At 70.8% G+C, this 16,318-nt stretch carries 11 protein-coding genes; 5 read left to right on the top strand and 6 right to left on the bottom strand.

The window, feature by feature from the left end; all coding sequences use genetic code 11:
- The first annotated feature begins 98 nt into the window (after window positions 1–98).
- From LHA35_RS00425 to LHA35_RS00435, 3 genes are all read left to right on the top strand, one after another.
- On the top strand, window positions 99–977 hold the full coding sequence (locus tag LHA35_RS00425) for an NAD(P)-dependent oxidoreductase (protein ID WP_226603074.1): 879 nt from the start codon (window positions 99–101) through the stop codon (window positions 975–977).
- A gap of 593 nt (window positions 978–1,570) precedes the next feature.
- Window positions 1,571–1,993, top strand: a complete 423-nt coding sequence (locus LHA35_RS00430) for a cupin domain-containing protein (RefSeq protein WP_226603077.1) — start codon at window positions 1,571–1,573, stop codon at window positions 1,991–1,993.
- Between the two features lie 89 nt (window positions 1,994–2,082).
- Window positions 2,083–3,300 (top strand): ABC transporter substrate-binding protein, encoded by a 1,218-nt coding sequence (locus tag LHA35_RS00435; protein ID WP_226603079.1) that lies wholly within the window; start codon window positions 2,083–2,085, stop codon window positions 3,298–3,300.
- Window positions 3,301–3,506: 206 nt separating this feature from the next.
- Here LHA35_RS00435 and LHA35_RS00440 read toward each other — a convergent pair whose 3' ends face one another.
- Together LHA35_RS00440 and LHA35_RS00445 are read right to left on the bottom strand one after the other, a co-directional pair.
- On the bottom strand, window positions 3,507–4,865 hold the full coding sequence (locus tag LHA35_RS00440; protein WP_226603080.1) for an ABC transporter substrate-binding protein: 1,359 nt from the start codon (window positions 4,863–4,865) through the stop codon (window positions 3,507–3,509).
- 120 nt (window positions 4,866–4,985) lie between these two features.
- Window positions 4,986–6,182, bottom strand: coding sequence for a M20 aminoacylase family protein (locus tag LHA35_RS00445; RefSeq protein ID WP_226603082.1), 1,197 nt, complete (start codon window positions 6,180–6,182; stop codon window positions 4,986–4,988).
- Between the two features lie 312 nt (window positions 6,183–6,494).
- On the opposite strand from LHA35_RS00445, the gene LHA35_RS00450 reads away from it, so the two are divergent.
- Window positions 6,495–7,421 (top strand): class I SAM-dependent methyltransferase, encoded by a 927-nt coding sequence (locus tag LHA35_RS00450; protein WP_226603084.1) that lies wholly within the window; start codon window positions 6,495–6,497, stop codon window positions 7,419–7,421.
- 123 nt (window positions 7,422–7,544) lie between these two features.
- On the opposite strand, the gene LHA35_RS00455 is transcribed toward LHA35_RS00450, so the two are convergent.
- The gene (locus tag LHA35_RS00455) at window positions 7,545–7,769 is read right to left on the bottom strand and encodes a DUF2783 domain-containing protein (RefSeq protein WP_226603087.1); all 225 of its coding nucleotides are present in this window, start codon (window positions 7,767–7,769) and stop codon (window positions 7,545–7,547) included.
- Complete coding sequence (locus LHA35_RS00460; protein ID WP_226603089.1) at window positions 7,766–9,400, bottom strand: FAD-dependent oxidoreductase; 1,635 nt, start codon at window positions 9,398–9,400, stop codon at window positions 7,766–7,768. The genes LHA35_RS00455 and LHA35_RS00460 overlap by 4 nt, the downstream gene beginning before the upstream one ends.
- 278 nt (window positions 9,401–9,678) lie before the next feature.
- Here LHA35_RS00460 and LHA35_RS00465 point away from each other — a divergent pair, with 278 nt between their 5' ends.
- A complete protein-coding gene (locus tag LHA35_RS00465) occupies window positions 9,679–10,284 on the top strand; it encodes a hypothetical protein (protein ID WP_226603093.1) in 606 nt (201 codons plus the stop codon).
- A 312-nt stretch (window positions 10,285–10,596) separates the two neighbouring features.
- On the opposite strand, the gene LHA35_RS00470 is transcribed toward LHA35_RS00465, so the two are convergent.
- Together LHA35_RS00470 and LHA35_RS00475 are read right to left on the bottom strand one after the other, a co-directional pair.
- Window positions 10,597–12,951 (bottom strand): xanthine dehydrogenase family protein molybdopterin-binding subunit, encoded by a 2,355-nt coding sequence (locus tag LHA35_RS00470; protein WP_226603095.1) that lies wholly within the window; start codon window positions 12,949–12,951, stop codon window positions 10,597–10,599.
- 165 nt (window positions 12,952–13,116) lie between these two features.
- Complete coding sequence (locus LHA35_RS00475; protein WP_226603096.1) at window positions 13,117–16,314, bottom strand: efflux RND transporter permease subunit; 3,198 nt, start codon at window positions 16,312–16,314, stop codon at window positions 13,117–13,119.
- Window positions 16,315–16,318 lie beyond the last annotated feature (4 nt).

A 16,318-nucleotide genomic window follows, 5' to 3' on the forward strand; every position in this document is an offset into this window, starting at 1 on the left:
GCCGCGCCGGAAGGGCCCGCGCTTGCGCCGCCCGCCTTGCGATGCCCTGATGCGCTGCAAGCAAGCGCCCCGGCAGCGGGCGCGGAGGAGGAAGCGCCATGAAGATCGGCTTCGTCGGCCTCGGCAATATGGGTGGCCCGATGTGCCGCAACCTGGTGAAGGGCGTGAACCACGAGGTGGTTGTGCACGACCTGAACCCGGAGGCGGTGCGCGCCTGCACGGAGCAGGGCGCGACCGCCGCGGCGAGCCTCGCCGCGCTGGCCGGGACCTGCGACGTCATCCTCACCTCCCTGCCGACACCGAGGCATGTGGAAGCGGTGGCGACGGAGATCGCGGCATCGGCCCGGCCGGGCACCGCGTTCTTCGACCTCAGCACCAACGCGCCCGCCGTGGTGCGGCGGCTGCACGAGGAACTGGCGCCGCGGGGCATCACGCTGCTGGACGCGCCGGTGACGGGCGGCGTGGCGCGCGCGGTGGATGGCAGCATCGTCGTCATGGTGGGCGGCGAGGAGGCGGTGTTCGAGCAGCACCGCGCCATCCTTGCCGCCTTCAGCGGCACGCTGGTGCATGTCGGGCCGGTCGGCAGCGCCTCGGTCGCCAAGCTGATCAACAACATGCTGGTGCTGTGCAACATCGCGGTCGCGGCCGAGGGCATGATGATCGGCCGCATGGCCGGCATCGACCTGACGAAGCTGGTGAACATCATCGAGAACGGCTCGGGCGACAGCGTCGGCTTCCGCGGCCTCGCCGCGCGCGGGCTGAAGGGGGAGTTCAAGGCGAGCTTCGCGCTCGACCTCGCCTACAAGGATCTGGGCCTGGCGGTGGACCTGGCGACGGAGCATGGGGTGCCCGGCCTGATGGCGCCGCAGGCGCTGGCACTGATGCGCATGGGCCGCGCGCTGGGCCATGGCGGGCTCGACAGCACCGCGATGCTCAAGGTGTACGAGGTGCTGATGGGCAAGGAGGTGCGGCTGTAGCAGGCGGCGCGCGGGGCGGCAGGGCGCGCCTGCCGCCCCGGGCTGCGGGCACTGTGCATGCCGCCGCCGATGCGCTGCGCCGGGCGGCGCCGCTGGCATCCGGTTGCGGCGGCCGGGCTGTCCGCCGCAGGTATGGCGTTGCCACAGGTTTTGCGGTGCAAACCGCCCGGCGATGGAGGGGCCGTTGACTGGGCCACCATCAACGGCCGTTGGTGGAGGTCCTCCTGAAGCCGATATTGGCGGCCGAGGTTTGCTCCGGCTGCTGCAGCGGATGGTATTCATACCAACCCGCATAGATGCTGACGCCTTCATGCGGCCTCGGGCGCTCAGCCGCCTGCGGCGGCTGCAGGTCATGGATTGCAGAGTAGATTTCCGCTCCCCGGCGACGGGGCACCCCGCTGGTTTTGCTCCGCGAACCTTGCGGGCTGCCCCGTTCCCGCCGGTCCGCGATCTGCTCCAGAAGTGTATCGCCCAGCGCTGCCGTCTCAACCGGGCGGCGCAAGCGGGCGGGGCGGGCGGAATCCGCTTGCCGCCCGGGCCCTGGGGTGTAGCCTTTCCAGCACGGTGCGCGAGACACCGACGGAGGACGGACCATGGACGGCAATGCGGCGGGCGCCACGCGCCCCGATGTCAAGCTGGTGATCGCGAAGAAGGAGAACACGCCCTTCGTGAAGGGGCGGCGGAAATTCTTCCGCTACCGCGATCTCGGCGTCTCCGACGCGACCGGCGGCACCATGCGCGCGCAGGTGATGGAGGCGATCACCGGCATGACTGAGCCGACCGGCTGGCATGTCCACCACTGCCAGGCGCAGTTCATCTATGTGCTGAAGGGCTGGGTCGAGCTGGAGTTCGAGGACGGCACGCGCACGCGGATGGAGACGGGCGATGCCGGGCTGATCCCGGGCGAGATGAAGCACAACGAGATCGCCACCTCCGACGATGTGGAGATCCTCGAGCTTTCGATCCCGGGCCCGATGGGCACCACGCCCTGCGACCCGCCGGCCGCCAGGGGCTGATCGCCGCTTCCACCCGCTGACGGCCCAGGCACCGCGACGGCGGCCGCGGCGCCCGGGCTTGCCCGTGCCGCCGGGGGGAAGCGACCATCATGATCCTCGATCGACGCGCGCTGCTGCTCGGCGGCGCGGCTTTCGGCGCGCTGCCGCGCCTCGGCCGGGCGCAGGCCCAGCAGACCATCCGCCTCGGCATCATCTCGGACATGAGCGGGCCCTTCGCCGACCTCTCCGGCCCGAATTCCGTGCTGGCGGTGCGGCAGGCGGTGCAGGACGCGGCCCCGCTCGGCCTGAAGGTGGAGGTCGTGGCGGCCGACCACCAGAACAAGCCGGATGTCGCCACCAACATCACCCGGCAGTGGTTCGACCGCGACGGGGTGGATGCGCTGATCGACGTGCCCGCCTCCTCCGCCGCCCTCGCGGTGAACGGCGTGGTGCGGGAGAAGAACAAGGTCTTCCTCGCATCATCCCCCGGCACGGCGGAACTGACCGGGGCGCAGTGCAGCCCGAACACGGTGCAGTGGACCTATGACACCTGGATGCTGGCGAATTCCACCGCCCGCGCGATGGTGCGGGAGGGCGGCGACACCTGGTTCTTCGTGACCGCCGACTATGCCTTCGGCCATTCGATGGAGGTGGAGGGCGGCAAGATCATCGCCGCCGAGGGCGGCAAGGTGCTGGGCAATGCCCGCTTCCCCTTCCCCGGCACCACGGATTTCTCCGCCTTCCTGCTGCGGGCCCAGGCCAGCCGCGCCAAGGTCGTAGGCCTCGCCTTCGGCGGGGTGGACATGGCGAATGCGGTGAAGCAGGCGGCCGAGTTCGGCCTGCAGCGGCGCGGGCAGCGGATCGCGGCGCTGATCCTCTTCATCTCCGAGGTGCATTCGATGGGCCTCGAGACGGCGAAGGGCCTGGTCTGCTCGGAGAGCTTCTACTGGGACCTGAACGATCGCACCCGCGCCCTGACGCAGCGCCTGAAGCAGAATTTCAACGCCCCGCCGCCCACCATGGTGCAGGCCGGCTGCTACGGCGTGGTGATGCACTACCTGAAGGCGGTGGCCGATATGGGCGTGGCCGCGGCGAAGGCGAACGGCGCCGCCACGGTCGCGCGCATGAAGGCCATGCCCTGCGACGACGACGCCTTCGGCCCGGGAACCATCCGGGCGGATGGCCGCAAGCTCCACCCGGCCTATCTGCTGGAGGTGAAGTCGCCGGCCGAGAGCAGGGGGCCGTGGGACTACTACAAGGTCCTGCAGACCGTGCCGGGCGACCAGGCCTTCCGGCCGATGGCGGAAGGCGGCTGCCCGCTGGTGTAGAGCGGATCGCGGAGGGGCGCGAACGCCCGGTGGCGTGAATCTTCCCGAAAAACAAGGAGCTGCAGCGGATCGCCGCGGAACGGAAAGGACCGGGGGTGTGAAGCCGCCCCACAAACCATAAGCCGCGGCGGCCTGCCTTCAGGCACGAAGCCAGGCCGCCATGGCGGCAGGCCGGCCGGGCGTGTGGCGCGCCCGGCCGGCCCGGGTCAGCCGCGGGCGAAGTTCCGCAGCTCCCCTTCCGCCCAGGCCATCGCCTGGTCGATGCTCTGCCCGCCCTGGGCGATGCGCGCGATCATCTTGGTGTTGATCGCCTGGTTGTAGGCCTGCACCGCGATCTCGGCCGGCGCCGGGGCGAAGGTCACGTGCAACTGCCCCTGCTGGTGCGGCTTGTTCGGGTAGTTGTAGGCGAAGCCGGTGGGCGGGCCCTCCGTCTCCCAGACCTTGAAGTCGGACATGCTCTGGAAGGGCGGCATGTCGTAGCCGCTGGTGATGGTGGTCTGCCGCTCGGCGCTCGTGCGCTCGGAGAGGAACTCGATCAGCCCCTTGGCCGCGGTCTTGTTCCGCGAGAAGCTCCAGATGCCCCAGAAGAAGGGCAGGTAGGGCGCGAAGCGGCCTTCCGGTCCGGCCGGGAAGGGCGCGTACCAGCATTTCTCGGCGACCTGCGGGTTGTCGCGCCTGGCCACCGCCCAGGCCGAGGGCGGGTTGAAGATCAGCGCGCTGCGGCCGGAGATCAGCGCCCGGTTGTTCGAGGCGTCGTCCCAGGCCCAGACGTCGTTGGGCAGGAATTTCGACAGGCGGATGCAGTACTCCACCGCCTGGCGCAGCTTCGGGTTGTTGCGGACGGTGACCTTGCCGTCCTCGTCCATCATCTGCGCACCGAAGCTGCGGAACAGCGTACCGACCCAGTCCACCGCGTCGGAGAACTGGCCCATCGGCAGGCCGAAGGGGAAGCCGGCGGCGTGGCACTTCTCCGCCGCCGTCAGGAAAGTATCCCAGTTCCAGGTCTCGGCGCCCGGCCCGCGTTCCGGCCTGGCCGGCCACATGCTGCGGATGTCGATCCCGGCATGCTCCTGGAACAGGTCGAAGCGGATGCAGGCGGGCTTGATCTGGGTGCCGGCGATGGCCGGCACGCCGCGCCAGGCGCCCTCCCGCTTTGCCAGGTATTCCGCCGCCGGGGTGATGGCGCCGTATTTCTGCTGCAGCCGCCCGACCACGTCGTCCACCGGCTCCAGCAGCCGGGCATGGGCGGAGGGTTCCCAGGTGGGGAAGGCCAGGATGTCATGGCCGCTGCGGGCCTGGGCCTGGGCCGCGATGGTCAGCAGGGTCTGGTTGCCGACCGAGGTGATGAAGTCGATCTGCACATCGACCCGGTTCTTGTCGCCCCATTCCTTGCAGAGCTCGCGCATGACGCCGTTGCCGGCCGGGACCCAGTGGTCCCAGAAGCCGCAGCGCAGCACCCCCGCCGAGCCCTGGCCATGCACGTTGAACACCGGCAGCGCGGCCCCGGCCGCGCCCGCCAGGCCTGCCCGCAGCGCCGCACGCCGCGTCATCCCATATCGGGTCATGATGTTTGCCTCCCGCCGGCGGCTTGCTGCCGCCTTGCGGGAGGAAGTCTAAGCGGCAGCGCGGCGGGAACGGCGGGCTGCCTGCAATCCCGCCGGATACTGTGATCGGCAGCGCCGGCCTCAGCCCATGGCCTTCAGCTCCCGCTCCACCACCGCCGCCAGCAGGCCGGCGCCATAGGGGATGGCAGCGTCGTTGAAGTCATAGGCGGGGTTGTGCAGCTCGCAGCCGCCCGCGCCGGGGCCGTTGCCGACATAGATATAGGCGCCCGGCCGCTCGGCCAGCATGTAGGAGAAATCCTCCGAGCCCATGGCGGCCAGGCGCTCGCGGTCCACATGCGCCTCTCCCACCAGGGCGGCGGCGGCATCCGCCATCAGCGCGGTCTGCTCGGCGCCGTTGACGACGGGCACGGTGATCTCGCGGAAGTCGAGCTCGGCGGTGCCGCCGAAGCCGGTGGCGATGCTCTGCGCCAGGGCGCGCATCCGCTGCTCCAGCAGGCGCATCGTCCCGGTCCGGAAGGCGCGCACCGTGCCGCGCAGCGCCACCCGCTCCGGGATCACGTTGTAGGCGGTGCCGCCCTCGAAGCCCGTCACGCTGATCACCGCCGTGTCGTTCGGCGCGACATTGCGCCCGACGATGCTCTGCCAGGCGGAGATGATCTGGGCGCCGCAGACCACCGGGTCCACCGTTGCCTCGGGCCGCGCCGCATGGCCGCCCTTGCCATGGATATGCAGGTCGAAGAAGGCGCAGCCCGCCATCATCGGGCCGGGGCGGATGGCATAGTGCCCGACCGGCAGGCCAGGGCGGTTGTGCAGCCCATAGACCGCATCGCAGGGGAAGCGCTCGAACAGCCCGTCGGCGATCATCGCCTGGGCGCCGCCCTGGCCTTCCTCGGCCGGCTGGAAGATGAAGTGGACGGTGCCGTCGAAATTCCTGGTCTCCGCCAGGTAGCGGGCGGCGCCGAGCAGCATGGTGGTGTGCCCGTCATGGCCGCAGCCATGCATCTTGCCCGGCACGGTGGAGCGGTGGGCGAAGGTGTTCGCCTCCGGCATGTCCAGCGCATCCATGTCGGCGCGCAGCCCGATGGCGCGGTTGCCGTTGCCGAAACCGACACGGGATCCTGATCCGGCGCGCAGCACCCCGACCACGCCGGTGCGGCCTATGCCGCGATGCACCTCGATGCCCCAGGACTCCAGGCGTTCGGCCACCAGCGCGCTGGTGCGGTGCTCCTCGAAGCCGGTCTCGGGATGGGCATGGAAGTCGCGGCGCCAGGCGGTCAGCTGGTCATGGAAGCCGCGGATATGGTCGATCGGGTTCACGCATCTCTCCTGCCGGCGCCGCGGGACACAAGCCATCCATCCCGGCGCCCCGCCCGCCCTGCCACCCTTGTCGGTGGGCCGTGATCCTCGGCAAGGGCGGAAGGCGCGGCGCGGGCCGGCAATCGGCAGTCTGTCCGGGCTGCACAAGGCCGGGGCCAGGATAGGCCCGCAGGGCACCGCCGGGCAAACCCGCAGCGCCGGCGGCAGCGCGTCGTCGCGGGGTGTTTCCCTGGCGGATTCGCCCGGCCGGGCGTTCCTGCCGGAGAGCCTCTGCTCTATGCCTGCAGCAAGAAACGGGACGGCCCGCGATCCATGGAACAGCGGACGGAGGAAGCGGCCAGGCCGCAGCGCACGGTGCCGGCACCGACCGGCCTTTCGCGGGGGGTGCCGGTCCCCTGGTGGGTGAAACTCGGGCTGAAGCTCGGCCTGGCCGCCCTCGGCATCCATGGCGCGCGCGCCCGGGCACTCGGCATCGGCCGGCATTCCGCCGGGGCGACGGATCCCGGCAAGATCCTCGATGCGCCGCGCGCCTGGATGGACCAGGCCGCCGCCCTGCGCGGCCGCCGCCCGCGCACGGTGCTGGAGCTTGGACCGGGCGGCATGGTGGTACGCGCCCCGGTGCTGGCCGGGCTCGGCGCCCGGCGGATCTGGTTCGTCGATCCGGTGGACTGCGCGCCCAAGGCGCCCGGCCCCTATCTTTCGGCCGCGGCGCTGGCCTGGACGCAGGGCGTGCCCGCCCCCGACCTGGCGGGCTGCGCCGACCGCAACACGGTGCTGACCCGCTGCGGCGCCACGCTGCTGTTCGGGGGGGCGAGCGCGCTCGCCGCCATCCCGGATGGCAGCATCGACCTGGTGGTGAGCGAGGCGGTGCTGGAGCATGTCCGGCGGGAGGAGCTGGTGCCGCTGCTGCAGCAGTTGCGGCGGGTGACGGCGCCGGACGGGGTCGGGCTGCATTTCATCGATTTCCAGGATCATCTGGGCGGCGGCCTGCAGCACCTGCGCTTCAGCGACGCCTTCTGGGCCAGCCCGCTGGTCGGGCGCGCGGGGGTCTATGTGAACCGGCTTGGCCTCTCCGCCATGGTCCGGCGGTTCCGGCGCGCCGGCTTCGCCGTGACGGTGCGCGAGGCGGTGGTGTGGGAGAAGCGCCCGACCGGGCCGGCGAAGCCGCACCCCGAGGCGATGCGCCCGGCGGCGGACGACCTGGTGGCGCGGGCGGCGATCGAGGTCAGGCCGGCGTAGCGGCCGGGCGCGTGAGTCTGCTCTGCCGTCGATGAACCGCAGCGGATCGGCGTTCGGTTCCGAACGCAATCCGCTGTGGGGCTGGCATCGGGGTGGCGGCCATCGGGGCGTCCGCCGCCGGTGTCAGCCCCGGGCGCCGGGCGCCGCCTGCGCGGGCGCGACTGCCTCCCGCGCCAGCCGGATCGCCTCCAGCAGCACGGCCGCGTCGCCGATCTGGTTCGCCAGCAGCAGGACCAGCGCGGCATCGAGGCGGCGGGAACTGGCATCGTCCAGGCCCCGATGCGCCTCCATCAGCGCGGCATAGAAACCGTCCGGATCGGTCAGCCGGGGTTCGGTGGCGAGCGTCATGCGGCCCTTCCCAGCGCCCGGGCCCGGGCGGCGGCGATGGCGGCGGGATCGGGGTGGCGGAAGCGGGCGGCGACATGCTGGTCCGGGCGGAGCAGCACCGCCTCCCCCGGCGCCAGGCCCCAGCGGCGGGCGACCAGGCCGCTGTGGTCGAACAGCGCGCCGGTGGTCTCCGTCTCCCCCACCACCACCCGGGCCAGGCCATCCGGCACCGCCGGCGGCGGCGCGCCTTCGCCGGCCAGGGCCAGCAGGGTGAAGGCGCCCTGTTCCGCCGGGCCGTTCAGGTGGCGCAGCAGCCAGTCCGGCCGGCCGCGGTCCAGCACCGGCGCGTCGATGGCGGGGGCGCCGGGCGGCAGGGGCGTCTCCTCCCCGCCCGGGGTCGAGAGCGGGCTGCCGCGCAGCAGGGCGGGGCGGGAGAGGCGGCCGGAATTGACCAGCGGCCGCGCCAGGGGATACCGGGCCGAGAGGGCCAGCACGGCATCCCGCCAGGCCCGCGCCGCCGCGTTCTTCGGCGTGATGAAATCGGTGCTGCGGGCCGAGTTCAGGATGTTCTCCTCGGCCGCCGGGATGCGCTCGGCATCGTAGGAATCGATCAGCGCCTCCCGCGCCTCGCCCGCCAGCAGGGCGGCCAGCTTCCAGCCGAGATTGTCGGCATCCTGCACGCCGCCATTGCCGCCCCGGGCGCCGAAGGGGCTGACCTGGTGGGCGGCATCGCCGAGGAAGAGGATGCGGCCATGGCGGAAGCGCTCCAGCCGCCGGCAGCGGAAGGTGTAGACGCTGACCCAGTCCAGCTCGAAGCGGACTTTCGGCCCCAGCATCTGCGCGACGCGGGCGCGCACCTTCTCCGGCCGCTTCTCCTCCTCCGGGTCGGCATCCGGGCCGAGCTGGAAGTCGATGCGCCAGACATCGTCGGGCTGCTTGTGCAGCAGCACGGACTGGCCGGGATGGAAGGGCGGGTCGAACCAGAAGCGGCGTTCGGCGGGAAACGGGGCTTGCATGACGATGTCGGCGATCAGGAAGCGGTCACGGAAGACCTGGCCGAGGAAGGGCAGGCCCAATTGCTCCCGCACCAGGCTGCGGGCCCCGTCGCAGGCCAGCAGCCAGGCGGCGTGCAGGCGATAGGGACCGTCCGGCGTCTCGACCGACAGCAGGGCGCCGTCCGGGCGGTTCTCCACCGCCGTCACCTTGTTGCGCCAGCGGAGGTCGACGCGGCCGGTCGCCTCGCAGGCCGCGACCAGCCATGCCTCGACATAGTATTGCTGCAGGTTCACGAAGGCCGGGTATTCATGGCCCTGCTCCGGCAGCAGGTTGAAGGCATAGGCCTCCTCCTCCCCCACATAGACCCGGCCGGTATTCCAGGTGATGCCCTTCTCCAGGAAGCGCCGGCCGAGGCCGAGCCGGCCCATGATCTCCAGCGTGCGCTTGGCCCAGCAGATGGCGCGGCTGCCGACCGAGACCGTGTCGTCGTCATCGAGCAGCACGGAGACCACACCGCGCCGGGCCAGATCGAGCGCCAGCGTCAGCCCGACCAGCCCGCCGCCCAGGATGACGACCGGCGCTTCCTCGGCCGCCGCCTGCCCGACCGCGGCGGGGCGGCGCCAGGCATAGCGCGGGTTCCGGTCGATGAGGGGCATGGCCCGCCTCCCTCAGCCGCGCCAGGGCATGGCGGATGGGGCGGCGGTTCCGCCGGAATGCCGGGACGCGGCGAAGCCGGACATGACGTTTTCCCTGGCGCCTGTTGCCGGAGAGATGGACCGGCGTGCCGCGGCTGCCAAGCGGGTCCGCGGTGCCGATCCCGGTATTGGCGGGCCGGCACTTTTGACGGAACATTGAAGTCTGTTCGCAGAAGGCAACGTCTGGTTGCGCAATGGTGCGTTGCCCTAGATACCGGATCGTGCCGAGGGAGGTTTCCATGCTGCGTCGCGTGCTGCTTGCCGCGCTCGTCGGGCTGCTCGCACAGCCCGCACTGGCCCAGTCGGGCGACCCGTCCTTCAGGATCGTCAACAACACGCCGAACGTCATCAACGAGGTCTATGCCTCCCCCGCCAACCAGCAGACCTGGGGGCATGACCGGCTTGGCTCCGAGGTGGTGCCGCCCGGGGGCCGGCACATCATCCGCCTGCCGCAGGACGGCAACTGCCTCTATGACGTGCGGGTGGTCTTCCAGGGCGGGGCCGCACCGGAGGAGCGGCGGAACCTCAACACCTGCGGCATGACCGATCTGGTGTTCGGCGGCGGCGGGGCGGCGCCGCGCGGCGCGGCGCAGGGCAACCCCTCCTTCAACCTGGTGAACCAGAGCGGCCGGGTGATCGAGGAATTCTACGCCTCCCCCTCCTCCCAGCAGAGCTGGGGGCCGGACCGGCTGGGCGAGGCCGTGGTGGCGCCGGGCACGAATTTCGCAGTGCGGCTGCCGCAGGGCGAGTGCACCTACGACCTGCGTTGGGTCTGGCAGGGCGGCGAGGCGCAGGAGCGGCGGAGCGTGAACGCCTGCTCGATGACGAATTACGTGGTGCGGTAGAGCGGAGCGCGGCGGGCGTGAGGCCGCCCCGCGGGCCATGAGCCCCCGAGGATGGGCGGCCGGTCCTGGACGCCATCCGCCATCCTGGTGCGGCCGCCGCCACCCCCGTGGCAGAAAGGCCGGACTGGCGAACCGGTCGGGCCGTCATCGCCGCCGTGGCGTCTGGTGCAGATCGCGGAGGGGCTGAAGGCCGGGAGCGTGGCTCCGCCCTGCCATCCATGACCCAATGGCGGATCGGCGTTCAGGTCTGAACGCGATCCGCCATGGTCGGTCCCTCCGCCGCCGATGGCGGCGGAGGAAAGGGCGGGAAGGCTACGCCGCCTTCGCCCCGGCAATCGCCTTCCACACCGCCTCCGGCGTGGCCGGCATGTCGATATGCTGCACCCCGACGGTCGAGAGCGCGTCCACCAGCGCGTTCATCATGGCGGGCGGGGAGCCGACCGCGCCTGCCTCGCCTGCGCCCTTCACGCCGAGCGGGTTGGTCTCGCAGGGCACCTCGATCAGGTCCACCTCGATATCCGGCAGGTCCTCCGCCCGCGGCAGGGCATAGTCCATGAAGCTGGCCGAGAGGAGCTGGCCGCTCTCCGGGTCGTAGGCCGTGCGCTCATGCACCGCCTGGCCGATGCCCTGCGCCACGCCGCCATGCACCTGGCCGCGCACGATCAGCGGGTTGATGGCATGGCCCACATCGTCCACCACGATGTAGCGCGGCACGGTGATCAGGCCGGTATCGGGGTCGATCTCCACTTCCGCGACGTGGCAGCCATTGGGGAAGGTGTGGGACTTGATCTCCGCCACCTCGGCCGCGTCGAGCAGCGTCGCCGGCTCGCCCCGCGCCGCCCGTTCCTTCTGGATGCGGGCGAGGTCGAGGATGCCGACGCCGCGATCCGTGCCGACCACCGAGAATTTGCCACCCGCCCCGCCGCCGAAGCTGCCGGGGGTGAACTCGATATCGGCCACCGCCGCTTCCAGATGCTCGGAGGCCGCCTGCTTGCCCTTCTCGATCACCGTCGCGGTGGTCAGCAGGATCGCCTGCCCCTCGGAGTAGAGGCTGCGCGCGCCGCCGGTGCCGCCGCCGGTCGGGATCTCGTCCGAATCGCCCTGGACGATGCGGATCCGGTCGATCGGGATGCCGAGCTCGTTGGAGGTGAGCATGGCATAGGCGGTCTCGTGGCCCTGGCCGGTGCTCTGGGTGCCGACCAGCACTTCCGCGAAGCCGTCCGCGGTGAAGCGCACCTCGGCCCGCTCCGTCGGGCCGCCGCCGGTGGCTTCCAGGTAGTAGGCGAGGCCGATGCCGCGCTTCCTGCCCTTCGCTTCGGAGGCGGCGCGCCGCGCCGGGAAGCCGGCCCAGTCGGCCTTCTCGAGCGCCGCGTCCAGGACACGCGCGAACTCGCCGCTGTCGTAGCGCTGGCCGATCGCGGTGGTGTAGGGCATGGCGGAGGAGGGCACCATGTTGCGCTTGCGGATCTCGACCCGGTCGATGCCGAGCTCCCGCGCCGCGGCGTCGATCAGCCGCTCCACCACATAGTTGCTCTCGGGCCGGCCGGCGCCGCGATAGGCATCGACCGGCACGGTGTTGGTCAGCACGCCGATGACGCGGGCATGGATCGCCTGGAAGTTGTAGACGCTGGCCAGCACCTTGGTGCCCGCCATGGTCGGGATCATGGGCGCGAAGGTGTTCAGATAGGCGCCCATATTCGCGTAGTTGCGGGTGCGCAGCGCCAGGAACTTCCCGTCCTTGTCCAGCGCCAGCTCACCCAGCGTGATGTTGTCCCGGCCATGGGTGTCGGACTGGAAGGCCTCGGTCCGCTCGCTGGTCCACTTCACCGCCCGGCCAAGGCGGCGCGCCGCCATGCAGACCAGGGCGTATTCGGCATAGAGGTAGAGCTTCATGCCGAAGCCGCCGCCGACATCCGGCGTGACGACGCGGAACTTCTCGGGCGGCAGGTTGAAGACATTGCCGGCCAGCAGGTTCTTCACCAGCCAGGAGCCCTGGGTGCCGCAGGTGAGGGTGAATTTCTCCTGGGCGGGGTCGTATTCCCCGAGGGCGGCGCGGCCTTCCATGGAGGCGACGATGACGCGGTTGTTCACCACCGTCAGCCGCGTCACATGCGCGGCCTGCTGTACCAGCGCCTCGGCCTTGTCCTTGTCGCCGGTGTCCCAGTCGAAGGCGATGTTGTTGGCGATGCCGTCCCAGACCAGCGGCGCGCCCGGCTCATGCGCGGTCGCGAGGTCCGTGGCGGAGGGCAGCAGGTCGTAATCCACCATCACCGCCTCCGCGCCGTCGCGGGCGGCCTGCGGCGTCTCGGCCACCACGAAGGCGACGGGGTCGCCGACATAGCGGACGCGGTCCTCGGCCAGCGCCCCGCGCGGGGTCTCGGCGCGGTCGCTGCCGTCCGAGTTCTTGAGCGGGATGACGCAGGGGATCTCCCCCAGCCCCTCCTCCTTCCACTCCCTCGCCGTAATGACCGCGAGGACGCCGGGGACGGCAAGCGCGCCACTGGTGTCGATGGAGAGGATCCTCGCCGCGGCATGCGGGCTGCGCAGCACCACGCCATGGGCGGCATCCGAGCGGACGGCGATGTCGTCCGTATAGCGGCCGCCACCCTTCAGCAGGCGCGGATCCTCGATCCGGCGCAGCGGCTGGCTCAGCCCGAACTTGGCCATGGGGACCTCCCGTCTCTTCCGTTCGCCCCATCATCTGCGGAGGAAGGGGGGAACGGGAAGGGGGGAGTGAGGGGAAAAGGGACGTGGGGGCAGGCGGGGGTGGCCCCCCACCCTGCAGGGACGCACCGCGTCCGGCCGGGATGGGGGGATATTCGCGGCCGCCGGCTACTTCACCAGTTCCGACACCCGCTGGTCGGCCGCGGGCTTCGGCCCCTCGCCGGGCCCGATGCTCGGCGGCTCCACAGGCCGGACCCCGAACCAGGACTTCACCCGCTCCCGCAGGGTCTGGAAGACCACATAGAGCATCGGGATCAGGAAGATGCCGACCAGCGAGGCCGCCAGCATGCCGCCGAAGACCGGCGTGCCGACCGCGCGGCGGGAGAGCATGGCCGCGCCGGTTGCCGTCACCAGCGGCACCAGGCCGAGGATGAAGGCGATGGAGGTCATCATCACCGCGCGGAAGCGAAGGCGAGAGCCCTCGATCGCCGCTTCGCGGATGGAGGCGCCGCGCTCCCGCGCCTCCTTGGCGAATTCGATGATGAGGATGCCGTTCTTCGCGGCCAGCGCGATCAGCACGACGAGGCCGATCTGGGCATAGACGTCGAGGCTGAGGCCCGCGATCAGGATGGCGAGGAACGAGCCGAGGCCGCCCACCACCACCGAGAGCAGCACCGGCACCGGGATGGTCCAGCTCTCGTACAGCGCCACCAGGAAGAGATAGGCGAAGAGCACGGCGAGCGCGATCACGTAGATGGTCTGCCCGGCCGCCAGCTTTTCCTGATAGGCGGTGCCGGTCCATTCGAAGCTGTAGCCGGCCGGCAGCACCCGGGCGGAGAGTTCCTCCATCGCCAGCAGCGCATCGCCCGAGGAGACGCCCGGCCGCGGCGAGCCGCTGATCGAGACCGCGCGGACATTGTTGTAGCGGCTGATGGTCTGCGGCCCGACCACGATCCGCACATCCGCCAGCGCCCGCAGCGGCACCATCTCCCCGCGGCTGCTGCGGACGCGGATGCGCCAGATATCGGAGATGTCGTCGCGGTCCTGCGCCTCCGCCTGGATGTTCACCTGCCAGGTGCGGCCGAACAGGTTCAGGTCGTTGACGTAGAAGCCGCCCAGCGAGGCCTGCAGCGCCGAGAAGATGGAGCTGATGGGCACGCCGAGGGCCTGCGCCTTGTCCCGGTCCACATCCAGGTAGATGGAGGGGTTCGAGGCCGAGAAGGTGGAGAAGACCTGGGTCAGCCGCGGGTCCTGGTTGGCCGCGACCACCAGGCCCAGCATCGCGCTTCCCAGCTCCGCCGGGTCGCGCCCCTGCAGGTCCTGGAGCTGGTACTCGAAGCCGCCGCCGGTGCCGAGGCCGATGATGGGCGGCAGGTTGAAGGCGATGACATTGGCCGTGCGCACCGCGGCGCCCGCGCCGAAGACCCGGCCGATGGAGGCGAAGACCGAATCCTCGGCCTTGGTCCGGTCCTCGAAGGGCCTGAGCCGCGCCACCATGAAGGCGGAATTGGACTGCGCGCCCTGGTCGATGAGCGAGAAGCCGACGATGGAGAGGACATTCTCCACCGCGGGGATGTCCTTCAGGATGCCCTCCACCTGCTCCACCGCCGCGCGGGTGCGGGAGAGGGAGGCGGCCTGCGGCAGCTGGACCTGGACGAAGAAGGTGCCCTGGTCCTCCTGCGGCAGGAAGCCCTGCGGGGTCCTCGCGCCGATCGTCCAGATCGCGAAGGCGATGCCGGCGGTCGCGACCAGCGAGAGGACGGAGACCCGGACCAGCCGCCGCACCACCGCGGCATAGCCGTCCCGCGCCTTGTCGATGCCCCGCAGCACGTATTTGATGGGCCCGCGCCGCGGCCCGGTATGCCGCAGGAAGAGCACGCAGAGCGCCGGCGAGAGGGTGAGGGCGTTGATCGCCGAGATCACCATCGCCGCCGAGATGGTCACCGCGAACTGCCGGAACAGCACGCCCGAGAGGCCGGGGATGAAGGCGACCGGCACGAAGACCGAGAGCAGGACCAGGGTGATGGCGATGATCGGGGCGGTGATCTCCCGCATCGCCTGCTTCACGGCCTGGTTCGGCGTCCAGTCCGGGTGTTCCTCCATCACCCGCTCGACATTCTCCACCACCACGATGGCGTCATCGACCACGATGCCGATGGCGAGCACCATGCCGAGGAGGGAGATGGTGTTGGCGCTGTAGCCCATGGCCAGCAGCACCACGAAGGCGCCGATCAGGCTGACCGGCACGGCGACGGTGGGGATCAGCGTCGCGCGCAGCGAGCCGAGGAAGAGGTAGACGACGATGACGACGAGGATGAAGGCCTCGAGCAGCGTCTTGATCACCTCCTCGATCGTATCGACCACGAAGGTGGTGCTGTCATACAGCACCTGGGCCCGCATGCCCTCGGGGAAGCGGGTGCCCAGCTCGTCCAGTGTCCGCCGCATGGCGGCGGCGACCGTCACGGCATTGGCGCCGGGCGAGAGATAGACGCCCATGGTCACCGCCGGCTGGCCGTTGAGCCGGGAGACGGTGTCCTGGCTCTGCGCGCCGAGCTCGACCCGCGCCACGTCGCGGATGCGCAGCAGGGACCCGTCCGGATTGGCCCGGACGACGATGCTGCCGAATTGCTCCGGCGTCACCAGCCGCCCGAGCGTCTGGATGTTCATCTGGAATTGCTGGGTGTCCGGGATCGGCTGGGCGCCGATGCGCCCGACCGCGGCCTGAATGTTCTGGCTCTGGATCGCCGTCACCAGATCCTGCGGCGTCAGGTTCAGGCTGGTGAGACGGTCGATCTCGAACCAGACGCGCATGGAGTAGTTCTGCGCGCCGAACAGGTTCACCTGGCCGACGCCCGGCACCCGCGCCATGCGGTCGATCATGTTGATCGTCGCGTAGTTCGACAGGAAGAGCGGGTCGTGCTCGGCGGAGGTCGAGGTCAGCGCGATGAACTGCAGCACCGCCGAGGACTGCTTGCGGACGATGAGGCCGGCCCGCTGCACCTCCTGCGGCAATCGCGCCAGGTTGGCCTGGATACGGTTGTTGACGTTGACGGTGTTGATGTCCGGGTTCGAGCCGAGGGCGAAGCTGACCGAGAGCTGGTAGACGCCGTCATTGCCGCTGTTCGAGCGCATGTAGATCATGTTCTCGACGCCGTTGACGGCGCTTTCGACGATCTGCCCGACGGTCGCCTCCAGCACCGCGGCCGAGGCGCCCGGATAGGTGGCCTGCACCGAGACCTGCGGCGGCACGATGTCCGGGAACTGCGCGACCGGGATGCGCAGCAGGGCGAGGGCGCCAGCGAGGGTGGTGACGATCGCGATGACGATCGCCAGCCGCGGCCGGTCGACGAAGATGGCGGAGATCATGCCG

Origin of the sequence: Roseicella aerolata, assembly GCF_020523605.1 — a bacterium.
GTDB lineage: Bacteria > Pseudomonadota > Alphaproteobacteria > Acetobacterales > Acetobacteraceae > Paracraurococcus > Paracraurococcus aerolatus.